The sequence below is a fragment of the Mycobacterium sp. SMC-4 genome, from assembly GCF_025263265.1.
GTDB lineage: Bacteria > Actinomycetota > Actinomycetes > Mycobacteriales > Mycobacteriaceae > Mycobacterium.
The window spans coordinates 5079948-5100940 of record NZ_CP079869.1 but is presented as its reverse complement, the minus strand read 5'-3'; the positions used below and the strand labels follow the sequence as shown (position 1 = coordinate 5100940).

The following is a 20993-nucleotide window of genomic DNA, read 5'->3' as shown; positions in this document are numbered from 1 at the left end:
GCGGATGCGTCACGAGACCGAGATTGACTGCGCGCAAAGAACCACGCCAGCGAATGCCGTGTTCTGCCCAGCAAGCCGAGTCCAGTAGGAGGCGCCGTGTTCGAACCTGCCCATCCGTCCGCGAGATCGCCCAAGCCCCCCGCCGGCCTCGATCGCCGTAGCTTCCTCAAGGCCGGCGGCCTGACCATCGGCGGAATCGGGCTGGCATCGCTTCTCGCATCATGCGGGGCGGGCGGCTCCGCATCCAACGGTGGCACCCTCACCCTGAGGATGCCGTTCCTGGCCGACATGCAGGTCCCCGATCCCGACATCATGTACGAGGGCGAGGGTGCCCAGGTGATGCATCTGGCTTACGAAGGTCTGGTCCGCTACGAACCCGCCTCGGCCGAGATCATCCCCGCGCTGGCGAAGTCGTGGACGGTCTCGCCGGATCAGCTCGTCTACACCTTCGTCCTGCATCCGGGCGTGAAGTTCCACGACGGGACTATCGCTGACGCGCAGTCCTGGGTCGAGAGCTTCACGCGTCGCGCGGCCGTCAACCAAGGGCCGGCATACATGGTCGAAGGAGTGGCCGGCACCGCGGCGCCCGATCCCACGACCTTCGTCGTCACGCTCTCTGAACCCAACAACGCGTTTCTGCATTATCTGGCCTGTCCATGGCAACCGTTCGCGGTGAGCCCGACGGCGGTGGCCTCCAACGCCAAAGGGGATGATCTCGCCCAGGATTGGCTCAAGACCCACGATGCAGGATGCGGGCCTTACACCTTCACCGAGTTCGTTCCGGGCAGCCACTACACGCTGGCTGCGTTCGACGAATACTGGGGCGGAAAGCCGGCGTTCGAGAGTGTCCGAATCGAGATCACCCCCGACATCACGACGCAGAAGATGCAGCTCGACTCCGGCGCGTTCGATATCGTGACCAAGGGTCTGGCCATCCCTGATGTGCTGGCATATCAGAACAATCCGCAGTTCTCGGTGGTGAACGCCGTCGGTGGGGTGGGTGAGGCGATATGGCTCAATCCGATGTCAGGCATCTTCGCCGACGTGGAGCTGCGCCGGGCGTTGCTCTCCGCTCTGGATCGCAGAAGCATCGTCGAGACCGCGTGGGGTGGTTTGGCGACGGTGCAGGAGACGATGTGGCCGGCCAAGTCACTGCCCCCGGAGATGGCGCCGTTCCCGGCCGAGGTCGACACCGCAGCGCTGGAGGCGAAGGTGGCGACACTGGCCTCGAAGAAGGTCGACCTGGCCTGGGCAGCCGACGGCGGAGCACCGCGACAGCAGATGGCCGAACTGGTACAGAGCCAACTGGCTGCACTCGGACTCGATGTGACCGTACGGACGCTGCCGGTGGCTGAGCAGTTCGACCTGGCCAATCAGCCGCCGGAGAAACGACCCGACATGATGGTGACTTTCCTGGGCGGGGACACCCTGCACCTCGACACCACCTTCCGCATCCTGATGCGCACCGGGGCCAAGCCGCTGAACTTCTACCAGTATTCGAACCCCGAGCTGGACATGCTGATGGACCAGGCAGTCCAACAGCCCACCACGGAGCAGATGAACGAGGTATATCGGCGGTGCAGCGAGATCGTCCTCGACGAGGCGGTCTTCATCCCGTTGTGCCTGCCGCCCAATTCGATGGTGGCACACACCTACCTGACCGGCATCGAGAGCAATTCATTCTTTCCGCAGATCTTCTGGCCGCCGGCACTCAAACGAGCCTGACGGTCCGGGAGGCGGTTCGGCAGGGGGCCGCCTCCCGGAACCGCCAGATCATCCGGTGGCAGAGAGCGCGTGAAATCCGCTGCGGTGGAAGATCATCGGAGCAATATCCGGGTACATCGCCAGCGCCATGACCTGCAGCACCACGATCTCGTGGTCACCGGCCTCGATACGTTTGAACGGTGCGCACTCCAGCCACAGCGTGGACCCGTGCACGAAAACGGCACCGCTGTCGGTGGCCTCCCAATCGACACCGGCAAAACGGTCTGCGGTTTTGGCTGCCAGCGACCGCGCGACGGTCCCGTGGTCGCTGGCCAGCACGCTGAGTCCGAGCCGCTCGAGTCGCGCCAGCTTGGGCCACGTCGTCGAGGTGTTCGCGACGCACACCGACACCAGCGGAGGGGCCAGCGACACAGACGTGAAGGAACTCGCCGCCATCCCCTCGGCGATGTTGTCGATCAGGCCGCAGAACGCGGTCACCCCGCTGGGAAAACACCCGAGCGCCTGACGTAACAGGGTCTGGTCGAACTGTCCCTCGACTGCGGCGATCATACCGACACCTGCGGCACGAACCGACGCGCGATGGCGAGCCAGGTGTCCAGCTCCGGTGACGTCGCGTAATCGGAGTCGAGCAGATACAGACTCGGCGCCGGGCAACTGGCCCCGATCTCGACCAGCACCGGCCGCAGCGTCAGCTCCGGTGCCAATGCGTGGGTCGGCGAACCGCCGAGCATCAGCGGGAATGTCGTGAGCCCACCGAGCTCACCCTGTCCGAACTGATCGAGGAAGAGCTTGAGCAGCCCGGTGTAGGTCGCCTTGAACGTCGGCGATGCCACCAGCAGGCACTGCGCCGACTTCACGATCTCTTTGGCTTGGGCCACCTTCGGGTCACCCCATCCCAGCAGACCGGAGCCGAGGTCGACGACATCGATGACATGTTCAGGTGTAGCGCCGCTGAGTCGTTCGGCGACCAGCTCCGCTGCGGCTCGTGTCCGCGAGTTCGGCTTGGGATTTCCCACTACTACGACGGTCATGCGCAGCCCTTCTCCGTTCACCCGGTCAACGTGTTCTTCCATGCAGTCAAGAAGACGTTGATTTCTCAGGTCCGGCCACCGGGTAAATCCTGCATTGCGCCACAGCTGGGGCTGCCGAAACTTCAGCGGCGCAATCCGATCGACATCGGTACGTCGTGAACCTGTCACGCACAACGGTTTTGCTGTCGCTACCCAAGGTCGGGTCAATCCACTTCCGGCAGCGAACGAAAGACCAGCCCGCCATGAGCATCGACAACCCCCCAGTGCCGAGAGCGTCCGGGCCGACGACGCGGCCGACAGCGGTCCGGGAAACCGCGCCGCGTGCCAGCGTGCGCGAGCTGTCGGTGACGTTCCGGCGTCGCGGCGTGCCGTTGCATGCGCTGCGGGGCGTGAGCCTCGACGTCGCACCCGGTGAGGTGCTCGCGCTGGTCGGGGAATCCGGCTCTGGTAAGAGCGTGCTGGGTTTGAGTCTGCTCGGTCTACTCGCCGGACAACCGGCTCCGTCGATCTCCGGTCGAGCCGAGGTTTGCGGCATCGACATGGTCACCGCAAGTCCACAGGAACGGTGCCGGGTGCGCAAGACCCACCTGGGAGCGGTGTTCCAGGATCCGATGACCTCGCTGGACCCGACGATGCGGGTGGGAAGGCAGATTGTCGAGGTGACCGAGGACGCCGGCGAGGCCCAGCGACTGCTTGAACTCGTCGGCGTGCCTGATCCGGTCCGACGGATGAAGGCCTACCCTCATGAACTTTCCGGGGGGCTGCGGCAACGGGTGATGATTGCCATGGCGGTGGCCGGCCGTCCGGACCTGGTGATCGCCGACGAACCCACGACGGCTCTCGATGTCACGGTGCAAGCTCAGGTGCTTGCACTGCTGCGGGATCTGTGCCTGGAACTGGGCACGTCGTTCATCGTGGTCACCCACGACATCGGGGTGGCCTCGCAGATCGCTGACCGGGTGGCGGTGATGTACAGCGGCAGGCTGGCCGAACTCGGCGCGATGGACGAGGTGCTGGCTGCACCGTCGCATCCGTACACCCTCGGACTGCTGGATTCACGTCTGGACCTGGATATCCCCGTGGGACAACCGATCAGCGCACTGCCCGGTCAGCCGCCGGACCCAAGAGAAGATCAAGCGGGCTGTGCGTTCGCCCCACGCTGCTGTGCTGCCACCGCCGCCTGCGCGGAGCTGGTTCCCCAACCCGTACCGGCTGCCACCCATTCGGGGGTCGCAGCCTGCATCGTGGCGGGCGCGACCACCCAGACCCAGAGCCGTCGGGACTTCCGGCCGTTTCCGCCGATGATCGAGCTCGACCAATCCAGGCTTGCGGTGCAGATCAACGGTGTGGAGAAGCGGTTCAGCGTGCGGCGGGGCCCCTTTCGCCATGACGATCTGCATGCGTTGCGGCATGTCATTCTCGACGTCTCGCTCGGCGAATCCATTGCCGTGGTGGGGGAATCCGGGTCCGGGAAATCAACATTGTTGCGGGTCGTGGCCGGGCTCATCAAACCCGACGGCGGCACAGTGCAGTGCGACGGCGTCCGGCCGCAGATGATCTTCCAAGACGCCGGGGCGTCCCTGACCCCGTGGATGACAGTGGGAGAGATCGTCGGCGAGAGACTTCTGCGATCCACCAACCGAAGCCGTCGGCGGGAACGTGTCGACGCCGCTCTGCGTCAGGTCGGACTGCCGCCCGACGTCGCGAATGTCAAAGCGTCGAGCCTGTCGGGCGGTCAACGCCAGCGAGTCGCCTTCGCCCGGGCTGTCATCGACCCCCCTCGACTTCTGCTGTGCGACGAGCCGACCTCGGCGCTCGACGCGTCGCTGGCCGGATCAGTACTGAACCTGCTACAGGAGCTGCGGCGTGAGCTTGGTATGGCAGTCATGTTCGTCACCCATGACCTCGCCGCAGCACGGTTCATTGCGGACCGGATCGCGGTCATGTATCTCGGCCAGATCGTCGAGCTGGCGCCCACCCAGGAGATCATCGACAACCCGAAACATCCCTACACAAAGGCGCTTCTGGCTGCTATACCCAGTCCGGGCAAGGCGCCGGTGCGGTTGCCTGGTGAGCCCGCCAGCCCGCTTGCGGTGCCGAGCGGATGCGCCTTTCACCCACGGTGCCCGCAGCGTGTGGACCGTTGTGTAACGCAAGCACCGACATTGCTTGCCACTGCAGACGCCGGTAGGCACCTGGTGTCCTGCCTGCTCACCGAAACGCAGGCCGGGCGCCAACTCGCGGGTTGACCGTTCACGCACGGAAAACCAAACACCCCGCGGTTCCACAGTTCCGCGGAGATCCGATGAATCAGGAGATGACGATGACAAAGAAGTTCCACCTGGGCTGGTTCATGAACTTCATTCCGCCGGAATGGGACACGCCTTGGGCGTCCCCGGATGTGGCTCAGTGGCCCAACGGGCGCTTCTACGTAGATATGGCACGCAGTATGGAGCGAGCGTGTTTCGACTTCATCATGATCGAAGACACCGTGATGGTGGCCGATGCCTACGGCGGAACGATGGAAGGTTCGCTGAAGAACTCGGTCTTTGCGCCCAAACATGACCCGGTTCCGCTGGCAGTGTTGATCGCGGCAATGACGTCCCACCTCGGTGTGGTGGCCACGATGTCGACGTCGTTCTATCCGCCCTATCTGCTCGCTCGACTCGCCTCAACCGTGGATTCGATTGCCGGCGGGAGGTTCGGCTGGAACATCGTATCCTCAGCAGAAGATCGGGCCGCGCAGAACTTCGGGTTGGACGGACTGCCCGAGCACGACGAGCGTTACAACGTCGCTGACGAGTACTACGACCTGGTCTGCGAGTTGTGGGATTCGTGGGACGCCGATGCGGTGGTCATGGACCGGGAAACACATACCTACGCTGACTTCAAAAAGGTGCGCACCATCGACTTCGTCGGCAAGTATTTCAAATCGCGCGGCCCGCTGAACACTGTGCCGTCCCCCCAGCACAAGCCGACCATCCTGCAAGCGGGTGCGTCGCCGAGGGGCAGGGCCTTCGCCTCGCGGGCCGCCGACGCAATCGTGGCGGTGGGTACCGGGGTGGAGGGAATGAGATCTTACCGCGACGACATCCGGGCCAGGGCCGAGGCCGCCGGCAGGAATCCCGATGACATCAAGCTGATGTTCTGCGTATCACCCATCGTCGCGCCGACCGAGGCCGAGGCCCGCGCCGACTACGAACGGCTGGTCTCGTCGGACAGCTACATCGAGAAGTCGTTGGCTGGGATCTCGTCGAATACCGAGATCGACTTCAAGAAGTTCGACTGGGACGAACCGCTGCCCGAGGGACTGACCACCAACGGTGAACGCGGATCGCTGGAGCACTTCATGCGCGGTGATGGCAGTCCTGGTCCGAAAACACTGCGGCAGTTGGCCATTGAATGGGGACGCACCGGCATCGAACTGATCGGGACGCCTGAGCAGGTCGCTCGCAGAATGGGCGAGGCGATGGAGGAGATCGGAGGCGACGGCTTCCTCATCATGAAGTCGGGCTGGGACCTCAACCGCAGTTACATCTCGTCGATCACCGACGGCCTGGTGCCCGAACTGCAACGGCTGGGCCTGACCCGCACCGAGTACACCGGCACCACGTTGCGCGACACGTTGCGGGAGTTCTGAGCGCACGCCCGGCCAGAGTCGCCCGGGCCCGGCGTATTCCATCCACAGTCGAGACGAGGAGATGTCGATGGCGGTCACCGAGAACGCCGGATCAGCGAAGTACCCGAGCTTTCCGCTGCCAGCCGGGTTGGTCCGAGCCTCAGGACGGGTGGGGCTGGCGACCCGCCAGTATTTCTTGGGTATGCCCGGGACCGGATACGCCGCATTCGGGGCGCTTGCGCTGCTCTTCGTGGTGACGATCTTCGCCCGCCAGATCGCGCCCTTCGACCCGCTGCTGGCTGTGGGCAAACCGATGACCGCACCCAATGCCACCAACTTGCTCGGCACCGACACCGTCGGTCGAGACGTTCTGAGCCGAGTGCTGTGCGGTATGCAGATGAGTTGGTTCGGCGCCCTGGCGGTGGTGGCGTCGGCGGTTCTGGTCGGAGGCCTCATCGGGCTGATCGCCGGTGCTCGGGGAGGCTGGCTCGACGCGGTGCTCATGCGCATGACCGATGCCTTTCTCGCCCTGCCTGGGCCGATTCTGGCACTGGCCATCGTTGCCGCCCTGGGTCGTTCGTACACTCACACGTTGATCGGCGTTGCGCTGGTCTGGTGGCCGCTCTATGCCCGCATCGTGCGGGCCGAGGTCCGCCGATTGCGGGTATCACCGCACATGGAGGCAGCCCGCATCGGCGGAGTCAGCGGTTGGCGGCAGTTGCGACGACACCTGCTGCCGGGCGCGGTGCCGGTGACGATCGTGACGGCCAGCCTGGACATCGCGGCACTGGTGCTGATGCTGGCCACCCTGTCGTTCCTGGGTCTAGGTGCGCCCCAGCCCGCCCCGGAACTCGGGGCGATGAGCGCCCAGGGTGTCACCTACATCTTCAGCGCTTGGTGGATTCCGGTGATGCCGGCCGCCGCAGTCGCTTTCCTCGCGATCATCGCCAACTTCGCCGGTGACGCCTTGCGCGACCGTATCCGGGACCGCTGATGTTGGCCATCCTGTCCCGGCGCCTGCTCGGTGCGATCCCCGTCCTGCTGGTACTCGTCATCGCGGTATTCAGCCTGCAGCAGGTCGCACCGGTGGATCCGGTCGCAGCCGTAGTGGGAGCGAAGGCCTCGCCGGAGGTATACGCCGCCGCCCGTGCGCAACTGGGCTACGACCAGCCGCTACCTGTGCAATTCTGGCGTTACCTGGTCAGGTCGGTCCAAGGTGACCTCGGTCAATCGAGCCTGACCCGGACCCCGGTGTTGTCTGACATCGCAACGTTCCTGCCCGGAACTCTTGAGCTGCTTGCGGTGGCGATGCTGTTCGCCGTGGCCATCGGCGGTCTTCTCGGCGTGGCGACGGCGCAGCGCTGGCGTGGTTCGGGAGTGCTGCGTGTGGTGATGATCTCGGGTGCGTCGGTCCCGGTGTTCCTGGCTTGTCTGCTGGGCATGCTGCTGTTCTATCGCCACCTCGGAATACTCCCGGTCACCGGGAAGACGTCCTACCACGACGCACCCAGCGGCCCGACGCAGTTCCTGCTCGCCGACAGCCTCATCGCCGGGCGACCCGAGGTCTTTGTCGACGGGCTTGCTCACCTCCTCCTGCCCGCGTTCTGCCTGGCGCTGACGCCGGCGGTGGCAGTCGGGCGGGTACTGCGCAGCAGTCTGGAGACGACGATGCGCACCGATTACATCCGCACGGTCCGCGCGAAAGGTCTGTCTGAGAGACGAATTCTGTTCGTGCACACTGTGCGCAACTCGCTGGGCCCGGTATTCGCACTGATGGGGTTGCAGCTGGCCGTGGTGATCGGCAACTGCATTCTGGTCGAGCTGATCTTCGCTCGCCCCGGTATCGGCCTCTACATCGCACGGGCGATCGACAAGGCGGACTTCAATGCGATCGCCGGCGTCACTCTCGTCATCGGTGCGCTGTACGTGCTGGTCAACATCGTCGTCGACGCGCTGCAGGCCGTCGCTGATCCGAGAGTCGCACTCTGACAACGGCACTGCCTTGCCTGCTGGTCAGTTCGTTCTTCTGGCACCTGACCCGATGGATGGGCCTGTTCACCGGAACCTACCTGGTCACCGAGATGGGTGAGCCGCCGATCGCCAACCAGCTCGTCGGTGTCGCATTGTTCGCCCCGATGCTGCTCGGCACGTATGCCGCCGCGCGCCTGCGCACCGCCGCAGACGCCCGCAGACTGGTCTCTGGCACTGAGAATGCGCTCTTGGCAGCAACGGTCGTGATGACGTGTCTCGTGGCTTCAGACCATGTGCACACCTGGATGGTCTATCCCTTCATGCTGGCCTATGGTTTCGGCGGGATGGTCAACATGACCGCCCAACGGGAACTGCTGTTCTGCATGGCCGGGCCGCGTCACGCCACACGAGTTCTCAACGCCGAGGTCACCGCAACGGCCTGTGCCATGATGCTCGGCCCGTTGGTGGGCGGTCTGTGCATTGCCGGATTCGGGATCGGCGCAGCATTCGGTGTCTTGGCACTGCTGCTCGGCTGTTCCATCCCGCTGCTCTGGATCTCGACGCGCAGGTTGTCAACGGCGTCACCGGTGGTGTTGAGCGTGCCGACACAAACTGCGGGACAAAGACATTGGCGCGTTCTTCGCAACAGAGGGGCACTGCAGGTCATTCTTCTCGTGACGGTCATCTGCAACGTGTGCTACTTCGCCTTCATCCCGTTGGTCCCGGTGATCGCCCGGCGTCTTGACAGCGGACCGCTGCTGGCCGGGGTGGTCGGCTCGACCGCCGGGTCGGTGGCGCTCGGCGTCGCCGCGGCGCTCGTCGTGCGTCCGCTACGGCGGCCGTTGCCGGCGTACACGCTGGGGGTGGCGTTGTGCCTGTCGGGACTGTTGCTGCTCGCGTGTGCACCACTGGTGTCGGTCGCGTTGCTCGCGCTGGTCCTCGCCGGAGTTGGGCAGGGACTGTTCGGATCGACGCAAGCCACTCTTCCGGTGGCTGCCGTGGACTCCCACGAACGAGCCGTCGCGCTGGGTCTGCTCACCACCACCATCGGTCTTGCCCTGCCGATCGGTATGGTGCTTCTCGGCCTCACCGCGACTCTGCTCGGAGCCCAAGCGGCTCTGACGGTTTCGGCCCTGGCAGGCTTGGCGGCACTGGGCCTGACAGCGCTCAGCCAGCGCGACGGGCAGTGGAAAGGAAGGCGACTCGATCCCCTCGCAGGCGCAACTGAGACAGCGCCCGGGGCTGACCCGAATCGTCGGATATGACGTCTTCCACCCACAGCAGGGGTGCACCGAGCTCGACACCGACAAGCTCTGCGGTCTGGTCGTCGGCGGCCACGGCACCGATGGTCGTGCTGCTGTCGCCGATGCGCAGCCCCAGTTGCCGCTCGAGTATGTGGATGACGTCGGGTTCGTAGCTGCCGGCTTCCAACGACTGCTCTTCGCCCAGGGCGATGTAGTTCACCGAGATGCCCAGCGGTGTGCCCGCTTCCAGCATCAGGCTCTCGATCATGAGCACGGTCCAACCGACCGGCAGGTGAAGTCGGTCTCGAACCAATGGCGGACAGCCCAGCGGCCGGCATTCGAGAATCTCTGCTTCGACCGGGACAAGTCGGTCGACGGGTAGGATCACCGGTCTGGTGGCGCGGGTACCGTTCTTGGGCTCCCGGGTCACCAGGCCCTCACGCGCCAGTTGCTGCAGGACCGCCCTGACGGTGTTACGGCTGGCAGACAGCGCATCGGTCAACTCACGCTCCACCAGTGGAAGACCGGGCCCGGAGGTCACCAGGCACGAGCGGAGCAGATCGTAGGTGCGCCGTGGTGAATTGTTCAGTCGGTCGGGGCTCCGCCGCTGCCGCTGATAGAGAACCTCGGGACGGACCTTCTCGGTACTGGGCACGCGCGACCGAGAGGTGACCGACATCGAATCTTCGGCTGGTGACACGCCTCTCACGCCCTTCCCTGCATGAACCCCTGAGACATTGGAACAGCCGATTGTTAACGGCGACCGGCGATGTTGATTCCTCCGGGTTACACAGCCGGCATCCGCCGACCCACGGTGTGAGCCAACCGGGCGCAGCCCAGAAGTGTGACCGCGATCCCGGCGAACAGCGCAGGCACCCCGATGTGGGAGGCGAGCACGGCACATCCGACGGAGCCGACCAGCAGACCCATCCCCGCCGAGATCCGAAACTTCGCCACACCCGCCGAGGAATCGCCGACCTGGGCCACGATCAGCACAGGCAGGCTGGCGGTTGCTCCGGCCAGCGAGATGCCGAAGACCGCAGCCATCATCAGGTAGGCGCTGGTAGCCGAGGTGAGCGCCAGTCCGGTGGCACACAGTGCACCCAGGCTCAGCGAGACCAGCAGCATCCTGATCGTCCCGGTACGCCGGATCAACCGGTAGGCGAGCCACAGTGCGACGATCTCGGTGGCCGACATCAGTGCGATCGCCGCGGTGATCATGGCCACGGGATATCCGCGAACAGCGCCGGCAAGCGGTAGTGCCGTGAAAAGAACGCCTCCCCGGAGGAATTCACCGCTCATCGCCAGCACCAGCGAAGTGGTTCGGGCAGGTGTTCTCGCGAAGCGCGGCAGGCCGATGCGGGGTGCGGCGACGCCGGGTGGCGCATCCAGCCGGGGTAGCGCAGCTGCGACTGCGGCTGCGACCGCGATCGAGAATACCCCCGTGCCGATGAGGGCGAGCCGGTAGCCGAAGCCGCTGTCCACGAGTGCGGCGACCAGCAGGCCCCCCGGGGCGCCGAGCGCGCCGCCGATGATGAACGCCACGTTGAACCTGCCCAGTGAGCGCGCCACATCGACACTCGGCGGCACCACCCGCACCGCCGCCTGCAATCCGGCGCCCAGTACACCCCCGCCGCCGATGCCTTGCATGATGCGCGAAACCATCAGGACCACACCGTCCTGCGCGAGACCCATTCCGATACAGGACAATCCGAACACAACGAGGCTCACCACCAGTGCCGACCTGGCATCCAATCCGGGGATGAATCTGGTGCCGAGGACGTCAACGGCGATGACGCCCAGTGCAGCGCCGAGCATGAACAGCCCCAGATAGGCACTGCTGGAGCTGAAGTCGTGAGCGTAGAGCACCTCCAGTGGTGCAGTGAGGCTCATGGTGAGACCTCCGGTGGCCATCACCGGCAGAAACCAGCGATAGGTTGAGAGCGCCTGGCTGGTCACCGGACCACGGTCCGAAGATGTCCGCTCTGGTGCACTGCTGCTTCGGGCAGACACACGAATTCGCTGATATCGATGCCATAGGCCTGCAACCCCATCAACTTGACGGGGTTGTTGGTCAGCAGTCTCATCCGCCGCACTCCCAGGTCGGCCACGATCTGGGCGGCGATGCCATAGTCCCGCTCGTCACCGTCACCGTCATGACAACGCGCCGAGCCGCCACAGATTCGCTGGAGGTAGGCCGCGCCGTGACCCTCGTGGCCGCGCAGATACACCACGATTCCCCTGCCCTCGGCGGCGAGCATCCGCATGGCGCCCTGCAGCTCAACATCGCAGCTGCACCGCATCGATTTGAACACGTTGCCGATCAGGCACTCTGAGTGCACACGGACGAGCGGTGGCACCGTCTGCGGGCCCGCGACGTCACCCAGCACCAGGGCGACGTGCTCACGACTGTCGAGCAGCGAGCGGAAGCCGTGCGCATGGAACACACCGTGCCCGGTGGGCAGGCGGCCCGCCGCCTTGAACTCGATTAGCTTCTCGGTACGCCGCCGATAGGCGATCAGCGCGGACACGGTCACCACGGGTATCCCGTGTCGAGCCGCGAAGACCCGCAGTGGTTCGGGCCAGGCCGGTGCGCCGTCGTCGGCAAGTACCGCGCCGGTCACGGCCACCGGCGGTAGGCCGGCAAGTCCGACCATGTCCACCGCCGCCTCGGTATGTCCGGCACGGCGCAGCACACCACCCTCGGCGGCGCGCAGTGGAAAGACATGCCCGGGTCGGGTCAGGTCGCCCGGACCGGTAGCAGGGTCTGTCAGCAACGAGATCGTTCGCGCCCGATCGGCTGGGGAGATCCCGCTGGTGACACCGTCTCTGGCATCGACAGACACCGCATGTGCGTCGGCCCGGACGTCCCCGTGGGACGCGACCATCGGGGGCAGGTTCAGCCGGTCGAGGTCGCGCCCTGACATCGGTACCGACACGATGCCGCCGGTGTGCCGGATCATGAAGTTGACCCGCTGCGCTGTCGCATGCGACCCGGCGAGTACCAGAGTGCCGCAGTGGTCGGTCGGTTCGCCGTCGATGACGATGGCCATGTGACCGCTTCGCAACGCTGCGACGGCATCTTCGACCGCGCCGTGGGGTGTGTCCGGGACAGACCCGTCGGGGCGCAGACCGATCAGTGACACCTCAGAACTCACGCAGATGATCGCGCAGCATCGCGGTGGTGTACTCGGTGCGTGTTCGACCGAGTCGCTGCAGCGCCGGTACCAGCCCGTCGGTGATCTCGGTGACGTAGCGGCGGTTCAACCGCATCACCGGGCTGGTGATCAGGTAACCGTCACCACCAACCTCGTCCATCACGTCGGACATCTCCTGGGCCACCTCGGCAGGCGTGCCGGTGAACTGGACGTGGCTGGTCATTCCGCTGCCGGTCACCAGTTCGCGCAAGGTCTTATCCTTCCCCCGCCCCACGAAGCTCTCCAGTGAGCCTCGCTCGCCGTTGGTCCACACTTCGGGCAGCGGCTCGTCGAGGTCGAACTGTGCAAAGTCGATCTCGGTGATCGAGGAGATCTCGGCCAGCATGTACTCGATGTAGAGCGGATCATTGAACCACCGGTCCCGTTTGGCGAACGCTTCTTCGGTGGTGTCGGCCACGATCGGCGAAACCAGGTAGAACACCTTGCAGTGGGCCGGATCCCGGCCATTGGCCTTCATCCGCTCGTGAATGTCCTCGCGGTAGGCCTTCATCTTCTCGGGCCCGTCGGCGGGGGCCACGATGGTGTCGGCGTGCTGGGCGGCCAGCTCCCGCCCGGGAGGGGAGGCGCCCGCCTGAGCAATGGTCGGCCGGTACTGAGGGGACGGGGCGGTGTTGAGCGGGCCGCGAGATTTGTAGTACTTGCCTTCGAAGTCGATGGTCCGGACCCGGTTGTGGTCGGCGTAGGTACCAGTGACGTGATCACGCACGATCGCGTCCCGGTCCCACGATTCCCAGAGTTTGGTGACCACTTCCATGTATTCGGTAGCCCGCGCGTAGCGCTCGTCATGCTCATAGAGTTTGTCGAGACCAAAGTTCTGTGCTGCCCGGTCCTCACCTGAGGTGACGACGTTCCAACCGAACCGGCCGCGGGCAATGTGATCAACGGTGCTGCACAGCCGCGCCAGCAGGAACGGCGGATAGAAACTCGTGGACATCGTCGGCACCACACCGAGGCGGTTGGTGGCGTTGGCCATCAGCACCGCCAGCGGAACCGGATCGTGTTTGGGGTTGACGCCGTGTTTGAGGTCGTGTTCCATGCTGCCGCCGTAGGCCGTGGACACCATGAGCTTGTCCTCGATCAGCACGTAGTCGAACTTGGCCCTTTCCAGATCCCGAGCCATCTCGACGTAGAACTCGCCGGTGAAGTCCCGGCCACCGTCGCCCCATGGTCCGTTCCATTCGTCGGCGACGAAGTTGAGGAACCACGCCAGATGAAACTTGCCGCTACCGGTCATTGCTGTGCTCCCCTTCGACGTGTTGCCCGCTAAGGCAAACAGGGGAGAGTTACTGCGCCGTGTCGCCGCAGTAGCACCGGTATTGCGCGGATCAGCCGGCGCCTAATGCCTCGTCAGGCGCGTGCGGCCCGATTGACCGCCGACACCACCGCGCGCAGCGAAGCCGTCGTGATCGACGTTGCGATGCCCACACCCCACACGGTGGTGCCGCCGATCGACGCTTCCACGTAGGCCGCGGCCTGTGCTTCCTCGCCGGCCGACATCGCATGCTCGGAGTAGTCCAGAACGTTGATGTCGTAGCCGATGGCGCCCAGCGCGTCGACGAACGCGGCGAGCGGACCGTTCCCGGCACCGATGATTTCTCGTTCGACGCCGTCCACCTTCACCACCGCGGTGATGGTATCGGTCCCGCCGTCGACTTCGGCGGCGTCGACGCGCTGCCGGATCCGCTCCAACGGCCTGACCGGGGCCAGATATTCGTCGTAGAACGCGTCCCACATCTCCTTGGGAGATACTTCGCCGCCCTCGCCGTCGGTGATCTGCTGAATCACCTGGGAGAACTCGATCTGCAGCCGGCGCGGCAGGGCCAACCCGTGGTCGGCCTTCATGATGTAGGCCACGCCGCCCTTACCGGACTGCGAGTTGACCCGGATCACGGCTTCGTAGGTACGGCCGACGTCTTTCGGATCGATCGGCAGATACGGGACCTGCCAGAGAATTTCGTCGACGGCGGCGCCCACCTCATCTGCGGCAACCTTCATGCTGTCCAGGCCCTTGTTGATGGCGTCCTGATGACTTCCGGAGAACGCGGTGTAGACCAGATCCCCGCCGTAGGGGTGACGTTCGGGTACCGCCAGCTGGTTGCAGTACTCGACGGTGCGGCGGATCTCGTCGATGTTGGAGAAGTCGATCTGCGGATCCACACCGCGGGAGAACAGGTTCAGTCCCAGCGTCACCAAGCACACGTTGCCGGTGCGCTCACCATTGCCGAACAGGCAGCCCTCGATCCGGTCGGCGCCCGCGGCGTAACCCAATTCGGCTGCGGCGACGGCGGTACCGCGGTCGTTGTGCGGGTGCAGGCTCAAGATGATCGAGTCCCGCGGACTCAGGTGCCGGTGCATCCACTCGATGGAGTCGGCGTACACGTTGGGTGTGGCCATCTCCACGGTCGCCGGCAGGTTGACGATCAGCGGCCACTCCGGCGTCGGCGCGATCACCTCGGCGACGGCGTTGCATACCTCGACCGCGTACTCCAGTTCGGTGCCGGTGTAGGACTCCGGCGAATATTCGAAGCGCCACAACGTTTCCGGATACTTCTTGGCCTCCTCCACGCACATCCGCGCGCCGTCGGTGGCGATCTGCTTCACGGCATCCCGGTCGGCGCGGAAGACCACGCGGCGCTGCAGGATCGACGTCGAGTTGTAGAAGTGCACGATCGCGCGCGGCGCGCCCTGACAGGCCTGGAAGGTGCGTTCGATCAACTCCGGACGACACTGGGTCAGCACCTGGATGGTGACATCGTCGGGAATCGCGCCCTGCTCGATGATCTCGCGGACGAAGTCGTAGTCGGTCTGGCTGGCCGACGGAAAACCGACCTCGATCTCCTTGTAGCCCATCCGGACCAGCAGGTCGAACATGCGGCGTTTGCGGGCCGGGCTCATCGGATCGATCAGCGCCTGGTTGCCGTCGCGCAGGTCGACGGCAGCCCACATCGGGGCGGTGTCGATGACCTTGTCGGGCCAGGTCCGGTCGGGCAGCCGGATGGGCTCGACCTCCTCGTCGAAACTGCGGTAGCGGTTCACCGGCATGGACGAGCCACGCTGGGTGTTCCAGGAGGGCTGGCCGGAATTCGGCGGACCGGCCGGGGTGGTGATGGTGCGTACCGAGCTGTACGCGTCGGGATTGAAGTTCTCAGTCATGTCGGTGCTCCGGGATCGGGAAGGACTTCAGACCGGCGCATCGCGAACACCCGCGACGGGAGGCCGGTCTGGATCAGACCCCGTCGCGGCGTCCGAGAAGGAGCACCCGCTGCACGGTGTCGACTGTACTCGCCGGTGTGCGCAGGTCAAAACGCGAGTTCGTCACACCGCAGAGTCGGGGAATGCGATCACCGACAGGAACCGGATCGGGACTTCGACGAGGTCGACGGGCCCGTGGGCGCCCTCGCCGTCGAGTTGCAGGGAGTCCCCGGGGTGCAACCGGTACACCGAGCGGCTGTGGCTGTAGTCCATGACGCCCTCCAGCATGTAGATGAACTCGGTGCCCGGATGCTGGAACAACGGGTAGGTCTGGCTCTTCTCCGACAGCGTGACCTCGAGACATTCCAGTCGCTTGTGCTCACCGCGCAGCGAGCCCAGCAGCTGGTACTCGTGGCCCTCCCGGGTGCCTTCGCGCACGATGCGCGCGCCGGTGCCGGCCTTGACGAACGCTGCCGGCCGTTCTACATCGGCGCCGCGGAACAAGCTGGTCACCGGCACGTCGAAGCCCTTGGCCAGCAACGCGAGGGTGGACAGGCTGCAGGAGGTCTGGGCGTTCTCGATCTTGCTCATCATGGCCTTCGAGATGCCGACCCGGGCCGCGGTCTCGGCCACGGTCAGCCCCTGCTGCAACCGCAGCAACCGGACATTGCGGCCGATGGCGGCCTCGATCTCCAGCTCCTCCACCGGTGCGGCGGGATCGCGGTCCCGGGCGGTGCCCGAGGTATTGCGCAGCAGCGGGCCGAGGTCGTCCGGAACTTCTGGGAGGTCCACGATCTCTGTCTAGCGCATCTGCCCGGCACCGACGTAGGGGTACGGCGTCTTGAGGGGGTCGTTCTCGGCGAATCGGGTCAACCGGAAGTCCGATGCGGGGATTCGTGGGTCACTGCTGTGGCCGTCGACGACGAGGTCGGCCACCAGGCGCCCGACCGCAGGAGCAATCTTGAAGCCGTGGCCGCTGAAACCCACCGCGACCACCAGCCCGTCCAGCGGGGTGGTGGAGATGACCGGGTTCCAATCAGGGGTGACGTCGTAGCAGCCGGCGTAGCTGCCCGAGATCGCGGCGTCGGTGAAGCCCGGAAAGCGGGTGCCGACCTTGTCGACGGTGAGCTCGACGAAGTCGTCGGTGGCCCGGTTGAGGTAGTTGTCGGGGTCTGCCGGATCGATGTCTGCGTAGCTCGGCAGATCGCTGTTGCCGAACAGGATGTCACCGCCGACCTCCGGGCGCACGTACTGCAGGGAGACCAGATCGGAGAACACGGGCAGCCGGCTCACCGCTGCACTCGTGATGCCGGGGGTGATCATCACGATCTGCTCGCGGATCACCCGGATCGGGATGTCGATGCCGTAGCGCGCCAGCAGCGGCCGGGTCCACACGCCGGTGGCGACCACGACGGTGCCGGCTGAGATCTCGGTGCCGTGGGCGGTCCGGATCCCGGTGACTCGATCGCCGTCGACGAGCAGGTCGGTGACCGGGGTGCCCTGGCGCACCCGGACCCCGGCCGCGCGCGCCGACATGGAGAATGCCTGCGCGGTCTGGTAGGCGTCGCCGTAGCCGCCGCGGGCCTCCCAACCGAAGGCAGCGAACGGTGTCAGGTCGGCGAACGGCCACAATCTCGCGACCTCTGCCTTGTCGATCTCCTCGGTGTCCACCCCGACGGCGCGTTGCGCGGCAAGGCTTTTGCGCATCGACTCGACGTTCTGGTCGCCGACGCCGACGACGTAACCGGTCTGGCGGAACCCGATGTCGTGGCCGAAGATGTCGGCGGCCGCTTCGAAAACTTCGAGTCCGTCGGCGGCCATTGCGGCCAACGAGCTGACCCCGTAGTGGCACCGGATGATCCCGCTGGACTTGCCGGTCATGCCGGAGGCCACGGTATTGCGTTCGGCCACGACCACATCGGTCACGCCGCGCCTGCTCAGTGCCCAGGCCGCCGCGGCGCCTTCCAGACCGCCGCCGACGATGACGACCTCCGCGGTCTCGCTCACCAGGCTCCTCCGTGACGACCGGGAATCCAATCGGTACCGGCCAGCGGAACCCGGGCCATCGCCGCGGCCTCGATGCTCACCGCGACCAGGTCGTCGGGTTCGAGGTGGCAGACGTGTGATTTCCCGCAGGCCCGCGCGATGGTCTGGGCCTCCATCGTCAGCACCCGCAGATAGTTGGCCAGCCGGCGCCCACCCGCGACGGGGTCGAAGCGAGCGGCCAGCTCAGGGTCCTGAGTGCTGATGCCTGCCGGGTCGCGGCCGTCCTGGAAGTCGTCGAAGAATCCGGCAGCACTGCCCAGCGTCTCGTACTCTGCCGCGTACCGCGGATGGTTGTCGCCCAGAGCGATCAGCGCCGCGGTGCCGATCGCTACCGCGTCGGCGCCCAGCGCCAGGGCTTTGGCGACGTCGGCACCGTTGCGAATGCCGCCGGAGACGACCAGCTGGACACCCTTGCGTCCGGCTGTACCGTCTCGGTGCACGCCGAGTTCCTGCAGCGCCTGGACCGCTTGCGGGATCGCCGCCAGTGTCGGGATGCCCACGTGCTCGATGAACACCTCCTGGGTGGCAGCCGTACCGCCCTGCATGCCGTCGACCACCACCACGTCGGCCCCGGCGTGCACAGCCAGCTTGACGTCGTAGTAGGTGCGGGTCGCACCGACCTTGACGTAGACCGGCTTCTCCCAGTCGGTGATCTCGCGCAGCTCGTTGATCTTGATGGTGAGATCGTCGGGACCGGTCCAGTCCGGGTGCCGGCACGCACTGCGCTGGTCGATACCCTCGGGCAGGGTGCGCATCCCCGCGACGCGTTCGGAGATCTTCTGGCCCAGCAGCATCCCGCCGCCGCCGGGCTTGGCGCCCTGGCCCAGTACCACTTCGATCGCGTCGGCCTTGCGCAGGTCGTCAGGGTTCATCCCGTAGCGGGACGGCAGGTACTGATAGACCAGGTACTTGCTCTGTCCGCGTTCCTCGGGTGTCATCCCGCCGTCACCGGTGGTCGTGGAGGTGCCGACCTCACTGGCCCCGCGGCCCAGTGCCTCCTTGGCCGGGCCGGACAGCGCGCCGAAGCTCATCCCCGCGATGGTCACCGGGATTTCCAGGTGCAGAGGGTGTTTGGCGAACCGTCCACCGAGCACCACATCGGTGGCGCAGCGTTCGCGATAACCCTCCAGGGGATAGCGCGACATTGACGCACCCAGGAACAACAGGTCGTCGAAGTGCGGAAGTGGCCTTTTGGCGCCCCACCCGCGGATGTCGTAGATGCCGGTGTCGGCGGCGCGCTGGATGGCCGCGATGGTGGCCCGGTCGAAGGTGGCCGATTCGCGCAGCCCGAGCTGCGCGCGCTGATCAGAAGTGGTCATCAGTAGGCACTCGCATTGTCGACGTGGAAGTGGTAGAGCCCGCGTGCCGATCCGTACCGGGTGTAGGCATGGGTGTCGTCGGCCTCGAATCCTGCTGTTTTGAGAAGCTTTTCAAGCTCCTCGTGATGTTCTGGGCGCATTGGCTTGGCGACACAGTCGGCACCCAGCGACGCGACGTCGCCGCGCACGTAGATGCGTGCCTCGTAGATGGAGTCCCCCAACGCCTCCCCGGCATCACCGCGGATGACCAGACGTCCCGCTTGGGCCATGAACGCACTCATGTGCCCGACGTTGCCTCCGACGACGATGTCGACCCCTTTCATCGAGATCCCGCAGCGCGCAGCCGCATTGCCCTCGATAACCAGCAGACCACCGTGCGCGGTGGCCCCGGCCGACTGTGAGGCGTCGCCTCTGACCCAGACCGAACCGCTCATCATGTTCTCCGCGACGCCGGTCCCGGCATTGCCGTCGATGACGATGTCGGCGTGCTGATTCATGCCCGCGGCGTAGTAGCCGACGTGACCGTCGATGGTCACGGTGACCGGTGCATCGAGACCGACTGCGACATTGTGCGCACCTGCCGGATGTGCGATCAGGAAATCGCCGGTCAGGCCCCGAGCGTGCAGGGCGGCGTTGACCTCGCGCAGCGGGGTGGTCCGTAGGTCGAACCTGGTCACCGCAGAGGCTGTGCTGCTCATCTGCTCCATGCGTACACCACCTCGGGTTCGGGTTCCCAGATTCGGGCCCGCTCGACATCGGGAAGTCCGGCCAGTGCCCGGTATTCGCTGCCCATCGCCACCCAGTCGTCGGTCTCGGCGATGACTGCCGGCTTGCACGCGATCGCGTCGCGTACCACCGCGAACGAGTCCCGGTTGGACACCAGCAGCGTGTAGAAGCCGTCGAAGGTTGCGCACAGTTGTTTCAACGCGGTCTCGACGTCGAGTCCCTGCGACAGCAGGCCGGCGATGAAGCGCGCGCCCACTTCGGTGTCGTTGTCGCTGTCGAACGCGACGCCCACGGCGCGCAGTTCGCGCCGGATGGTGGCGTGGTTGGCGAACGAGCCGTTGTGCACCATGCACTGGCCGGGGCCCACCGCGTACGGGTGGCATCCCGCGGGGGTCACCGCGGATTCGGTGGCCATCCTGGTGTGCCCGACTCCTTGCCAGCCCTGGGCACCGGTCAGGCGCCATCCTGCGGTGAGCGTCCGCGGGTGCCCGACTCCTTTCAACACCGCGATGTCTGCGCCGAACCCGGCCACCAGGGCATCCGGAAAGGCCGAGTGCAGCGCATTGAGAAGTATTTCGGAGTCGACGTCGGCCGAGAGCACATAGCTGCGGTCGACCGCGACGCCGGAGACGTCAGCACCCAACGCTGCGGCGACCGCCGCGGCGACCTGATCGGCGTCATCGCGGCGGCCGGTGCCCAGGTCGGCGACCGAGACACACCCGCGGCCCGGGGGTGACCACGACGGGTCTCCGTAGACCGCGACGCCGGCCGAATCGCTGCCCCGGTCGCCCATTTCGCAGAGCATGCCGGTCAACAGCTCCCCGAGTCGGGGGTAGAGCTCGGGTGTCCGCAGATGCAACCCCACGATCCCGCACATGGCGTCATCCCTTCTGTGTCCGATC

The 20993-nt window shown here is 65.8% G+C and carries 18 protein-coding genes; 6 read left to right on the top strand and 12 right to left on the bottom strand.

The features are described 5' to 3' along the window. Positions 1-96 precede the first annotated feature (96 nt). The gene (locus KXD98_RS24330; protein ID WP_260760875.1) at positions 97-1725 is read left to right on the top strand and encodes an ABC transporter substrate-binding protein; all 1629 of its coding nucleotides are present in this window, start codon (positions 97-99) and stop codon (positions 1723-1725) included. Positions 1726-1773: 48 nt separating this feature from the next. Here the strand turns inward: KXD98_RS24330 and KXD98_RS24325 are convergent, their stop codons facing one another. Both KXD98_RS24325 and KXD98_RS24320 read right to left on the bottom strand, forming a co-directional pair. After that, positions 1774-2274, bottom strand: coding sequence for a flavin reductase family protein (locus tag KXD98_RS24325; RefSeq protein WP_260760874.1), 501 nt, complete (start codon positions 2272-2274; stop codon positions 1774-1776). Beyond that, positions 2271-2756, bottom strand: coding sequence for an NADPH-dependent FMN reductase (locus KXD98_RS24320; protein ID WP_260760873.1), 486 nt, complete (start codon positions 2754-2756; stop codon positions 2271-2273). The genes KXD98_RS24325 and KXD98_RS24320 overlap by 4 nt, the downstream gene beginning before the upstream one ends. A gap of 242 nt (positions 2757-2998) precedes the next feature. Between KXD98_RS24320 and KXD98_RS24315 the strand changes: the two genes are divergently transcribed. From KXD98_RS24315 to KXD98_RS24295, 5 genes are all read left to right on the top strand, one after another. Beyond that, the gene (locus KXD98_RS24315) at positions 2999-5005 is read left to right on the top strand and encodes an ABC transporter ATP-binding protein (protein WP_260760872.1); all 2007 of its coding nucleotides are present in this window, start codon (positions 2999-3001) and stop codon (positions 5003-5005) included. Between the two features lie 74 nt (positions 5006-5079). Then, positions 5080-6396 (top strand): NtaA/DmoA family FMN-dependent monooxygenase, encoded by a 1317-nt coding sequence (locus KXD98_RS24310; protein ID WP_260765391.1) that lies wholly within the window; start codon positions 5080-5082, stop codon positions 6394-6396. A gap of 67 nt (positions 6397-6463) precedes the next feature. Further along, a complete protein-coding gene (locus KXD98_RS24305; protein WP_260760871.1) occupies positions 6464-7369 on the top strand; it encodes an ABC transporter permease in 906 nt (301 codons plus the stop codon). Next, complete coding sequence (locus KXD98_RS24300; protein WP_260760870.1) at positions 7369-8364, top strand: ABC transporter permease; 996 nt, start codon at positions 7369-7371, stop codon at positions 8362-8364. Before KXD98_RS24305 ends, KXD98_RS24300 begins: the two co-directional genes overlap by 1 nt. Positions 8365-8420: 56 nt before the next feature. Continuing rightward, positions 8421-9611 carry an MFS transporter gene (locus tag KXD98_RS24295; protein ID WP_260760869.1) on the top strand — a complete coding sequence of 397 codons (1191 nt, stop codon included), beginning with the start codon at positions 8421-8423 and terminating at the stop codon, positions 9609-9611. Here KXD98_RS24295 and KXD98_RS24290 read toward each other — a convergent pair. From KXD98_RS24290 to KXD98_RS24245, 10 genes are all read right to left on the bottom strand, one after another. After that, complete coding sequence (locus KXD98_RS24290) at positions 9514-10245, bottom strand: GntR family transcriptional regulator (protein ID WP_260760868.1); 732 nt, start codon at positions 10243-10245, stop codon at positions 9514-9516. The two genes, KXD98_RS24295 and KXD98_RS24290, sit on opposite strands and share 98 nt — an antisense overlap. 131 nt (positions 10246-10376) lie before the next feature. Beyond that, positions 10377-11549, bottom strand: a complete 1173-nt coding sequence (locus tag KXD98_RS24285; RefSeq protein ID WP_260760867.1) for an MFS transporter — start codon at positions 11547-11549, stop codon at positions 10377-10379. Continuing rightward, the gene (locus KXD98_RS24280) at positions 11546-12748 is read right to left on the bottom strand and encodes a 3,4-dihydroxy-2-butanone-4-phosphate synthase (RefSeq protein WP_260760866.1); all 1203 of its coding nucleotides are present in this window, start codon (positions 12746-12748) and stop codon (positions 11546-11548) included. The genes KXD98_RS24285 and KXD98_RS24280 overlap by 4 nt, the downstream gene beginning before the upstream one ends. Next, complete coding sequence (locus tag KXD98_RS24275) at positions 12738-14042, bottom strand: NtaA/DmoA family FMN-dependent monooxygenase (RefSeq protein ID WP_260760865.1); 1305 nt, start codon at positions 14040-14042, stop codon at positions 12738-12740. The genes KXD98_RS24280 and KXD98_RS24275 overlap by 11 nt, the downstream gene beginning before the upstream one ends. Positions 14043-14155: 113 nt before the next feature. Beyond that, a complete protein-coding gene (gene leuA, locus KXD98_RS24270) occupies positions 14156-15961 on the bottom strand; it encodes a 2-isopropylmalate synthase (protein ID WP_260760864.1) in 1806 nt (601 codons plus the stop codon). A 162-nt stretch (positions 15962-16123) separates the two neighbouring features. After that, positions 16124-16792 (bottom strand): XRE family transcriptional regulator, encoded by a 669-nt coding sequence (locus KXD98_RS24265; protein ID WP_260760863.1) that lies wholly within the window; start codon positions 16790-16792, stop codon positions 16124-16126. A gap of 9 nt (positions 16793-16801) precedes the next feature. After that, a complete protein-coding gene (locus tag KXD98_RS24260; protein WP_260760862.1) occupies positions 16802-18007 on the bottom strand; it encodes an FAD-binding oxidoreductase in 1206 nt (401 codons plus the stop codon). Beyond that, complete coding sequence (locus KXD98_RS24255) at positions 18004-19365, bottom strand: FMN-binding glutamate synthase family protein (protein ID WP_260760861.1); 1362 nt, start codon at positions 19363-19365, stop codon at positions 18004-18006. Before KXD98_RS24255 ends, KXD98_RS24260 begins: the two co-directional genes overlap by 4 nt. Further along, positions 19365-20063: a protein glxC gene (locus tag KXD98_RS24250; protein ID WP_396881976.1), complete on the bottom strand. Its 699-nt coding sequence runs from the start codon at positions 20061-20063 to the stop codon at positions 19365-19367. The genes KXD98_RS24255 and KXD98_RS24250 overlap by 1 nt, the downstream gene beginning before the upstream one ends. Then, positions 20060-20968, bottom strand: a complete 909-nt coding sequence (locus KXD98_RS24245; protein ID WP_260760859.1) for a glutamine amidotransferase — start codon at positions 20966-20968, stop codon at positions 20060-20062. The genes KXD98_RS24250 and KXD98_RS24245 overlap by 4 nt, the downstream gene beginning before the upstream one ends. Between the last annotated feature and the right edge of the window lie 25 nt (positions 20969-20993).

Excerpts from the sequence above, each read along its gene's own strand:
- KXD98_RS24325 (WP_260760874.1), bottom strand. The coding sequence starts at position 2,274 with ATGATCGCCGCAGTCGAGGGACAGTTCGACCAGACCCTGTTACGTCAG.
- KXD98_RS24320 (WP_260760873.1), bottom strand. The coding sequence starts at position 2,756 with ATGACCGTCGTAGTAGTGGGAAATCCCAAGCCGAACTCGCGGACACGA.
- KXD98_RS24315 (WP_260760872.1), top strand. The coding sequence starts at position 2,999 with ATGAGCATCGACAACCCCCCAGTGCCGAGAGCGTCCGGGCCGACGACG.
- KXD98_RS24310 (WP_260765391.1), top strand. The coding sequence starts at position 5,080 with ATGACAAAGAAGTTCCACCTGGGCTGGTTCATGAACTTCATTCCGCCG.
- KXD98_RS24305 (WP_260760871.1), top strand. The coding sequence starts at position 6,464 with ATGGCGGTCACCGAGAACGCCGGATCAGCGAAGTACCCGAGCTTTCCG.
- KXD98_RS24300 (WP_260760870.1), top strand. The coding sequence starts at position 7,369 with ATGTTGGCCATCCTGTCCCGGCGCCTGCTCGGTGCGATCCCCGTCCTG.
- KXD98_RS24295 (WP_260760869.1), top strand. The coding sequence starts at position 8,421 with ATGGGCCTGTTCACCGGAACCTACCTGGTCACCGAGATGGGTGAGCCG.
- KXD98_RS24275 (WP_260760865.1), bottom strand. The coding sequence starts at position 14,042 with ATGACCGGTAGCGGCAAGTTTCATCTGGCGTGGTTCCTCAACTTCGTC.
- leuA (WP_260760864.1), bottom strand. The coding sequence starts at position 15,961 with ATGACTGAGAACTTCAATCCCGACGCGTACAGCTCGGTACGCACCATC.
- KXD98_RS24255 (WP_260760861.1), bottom strand. The coding sequence starts at position 19,365 with ATGACCACTTCTGATCAGCGCGCGCAGCTCGGGCTGCGCGAATCGGCC.
- KXD98_RS24250 (WP_396881976.1), bottom strand. The coding sequence starts at position 20,063 with ATGAGCAGCACAGCCTCTGCGGTGACCAGGTTCGACCTACGGACCACC.
- KXD98_RS24245 (WP_260760859.1), bottom strand. The coding sequence starts at position 20,968 with ATGTGCGGGATCGTGGGGTTGCATCTGCGGACACCCGAGCTCTACCCC.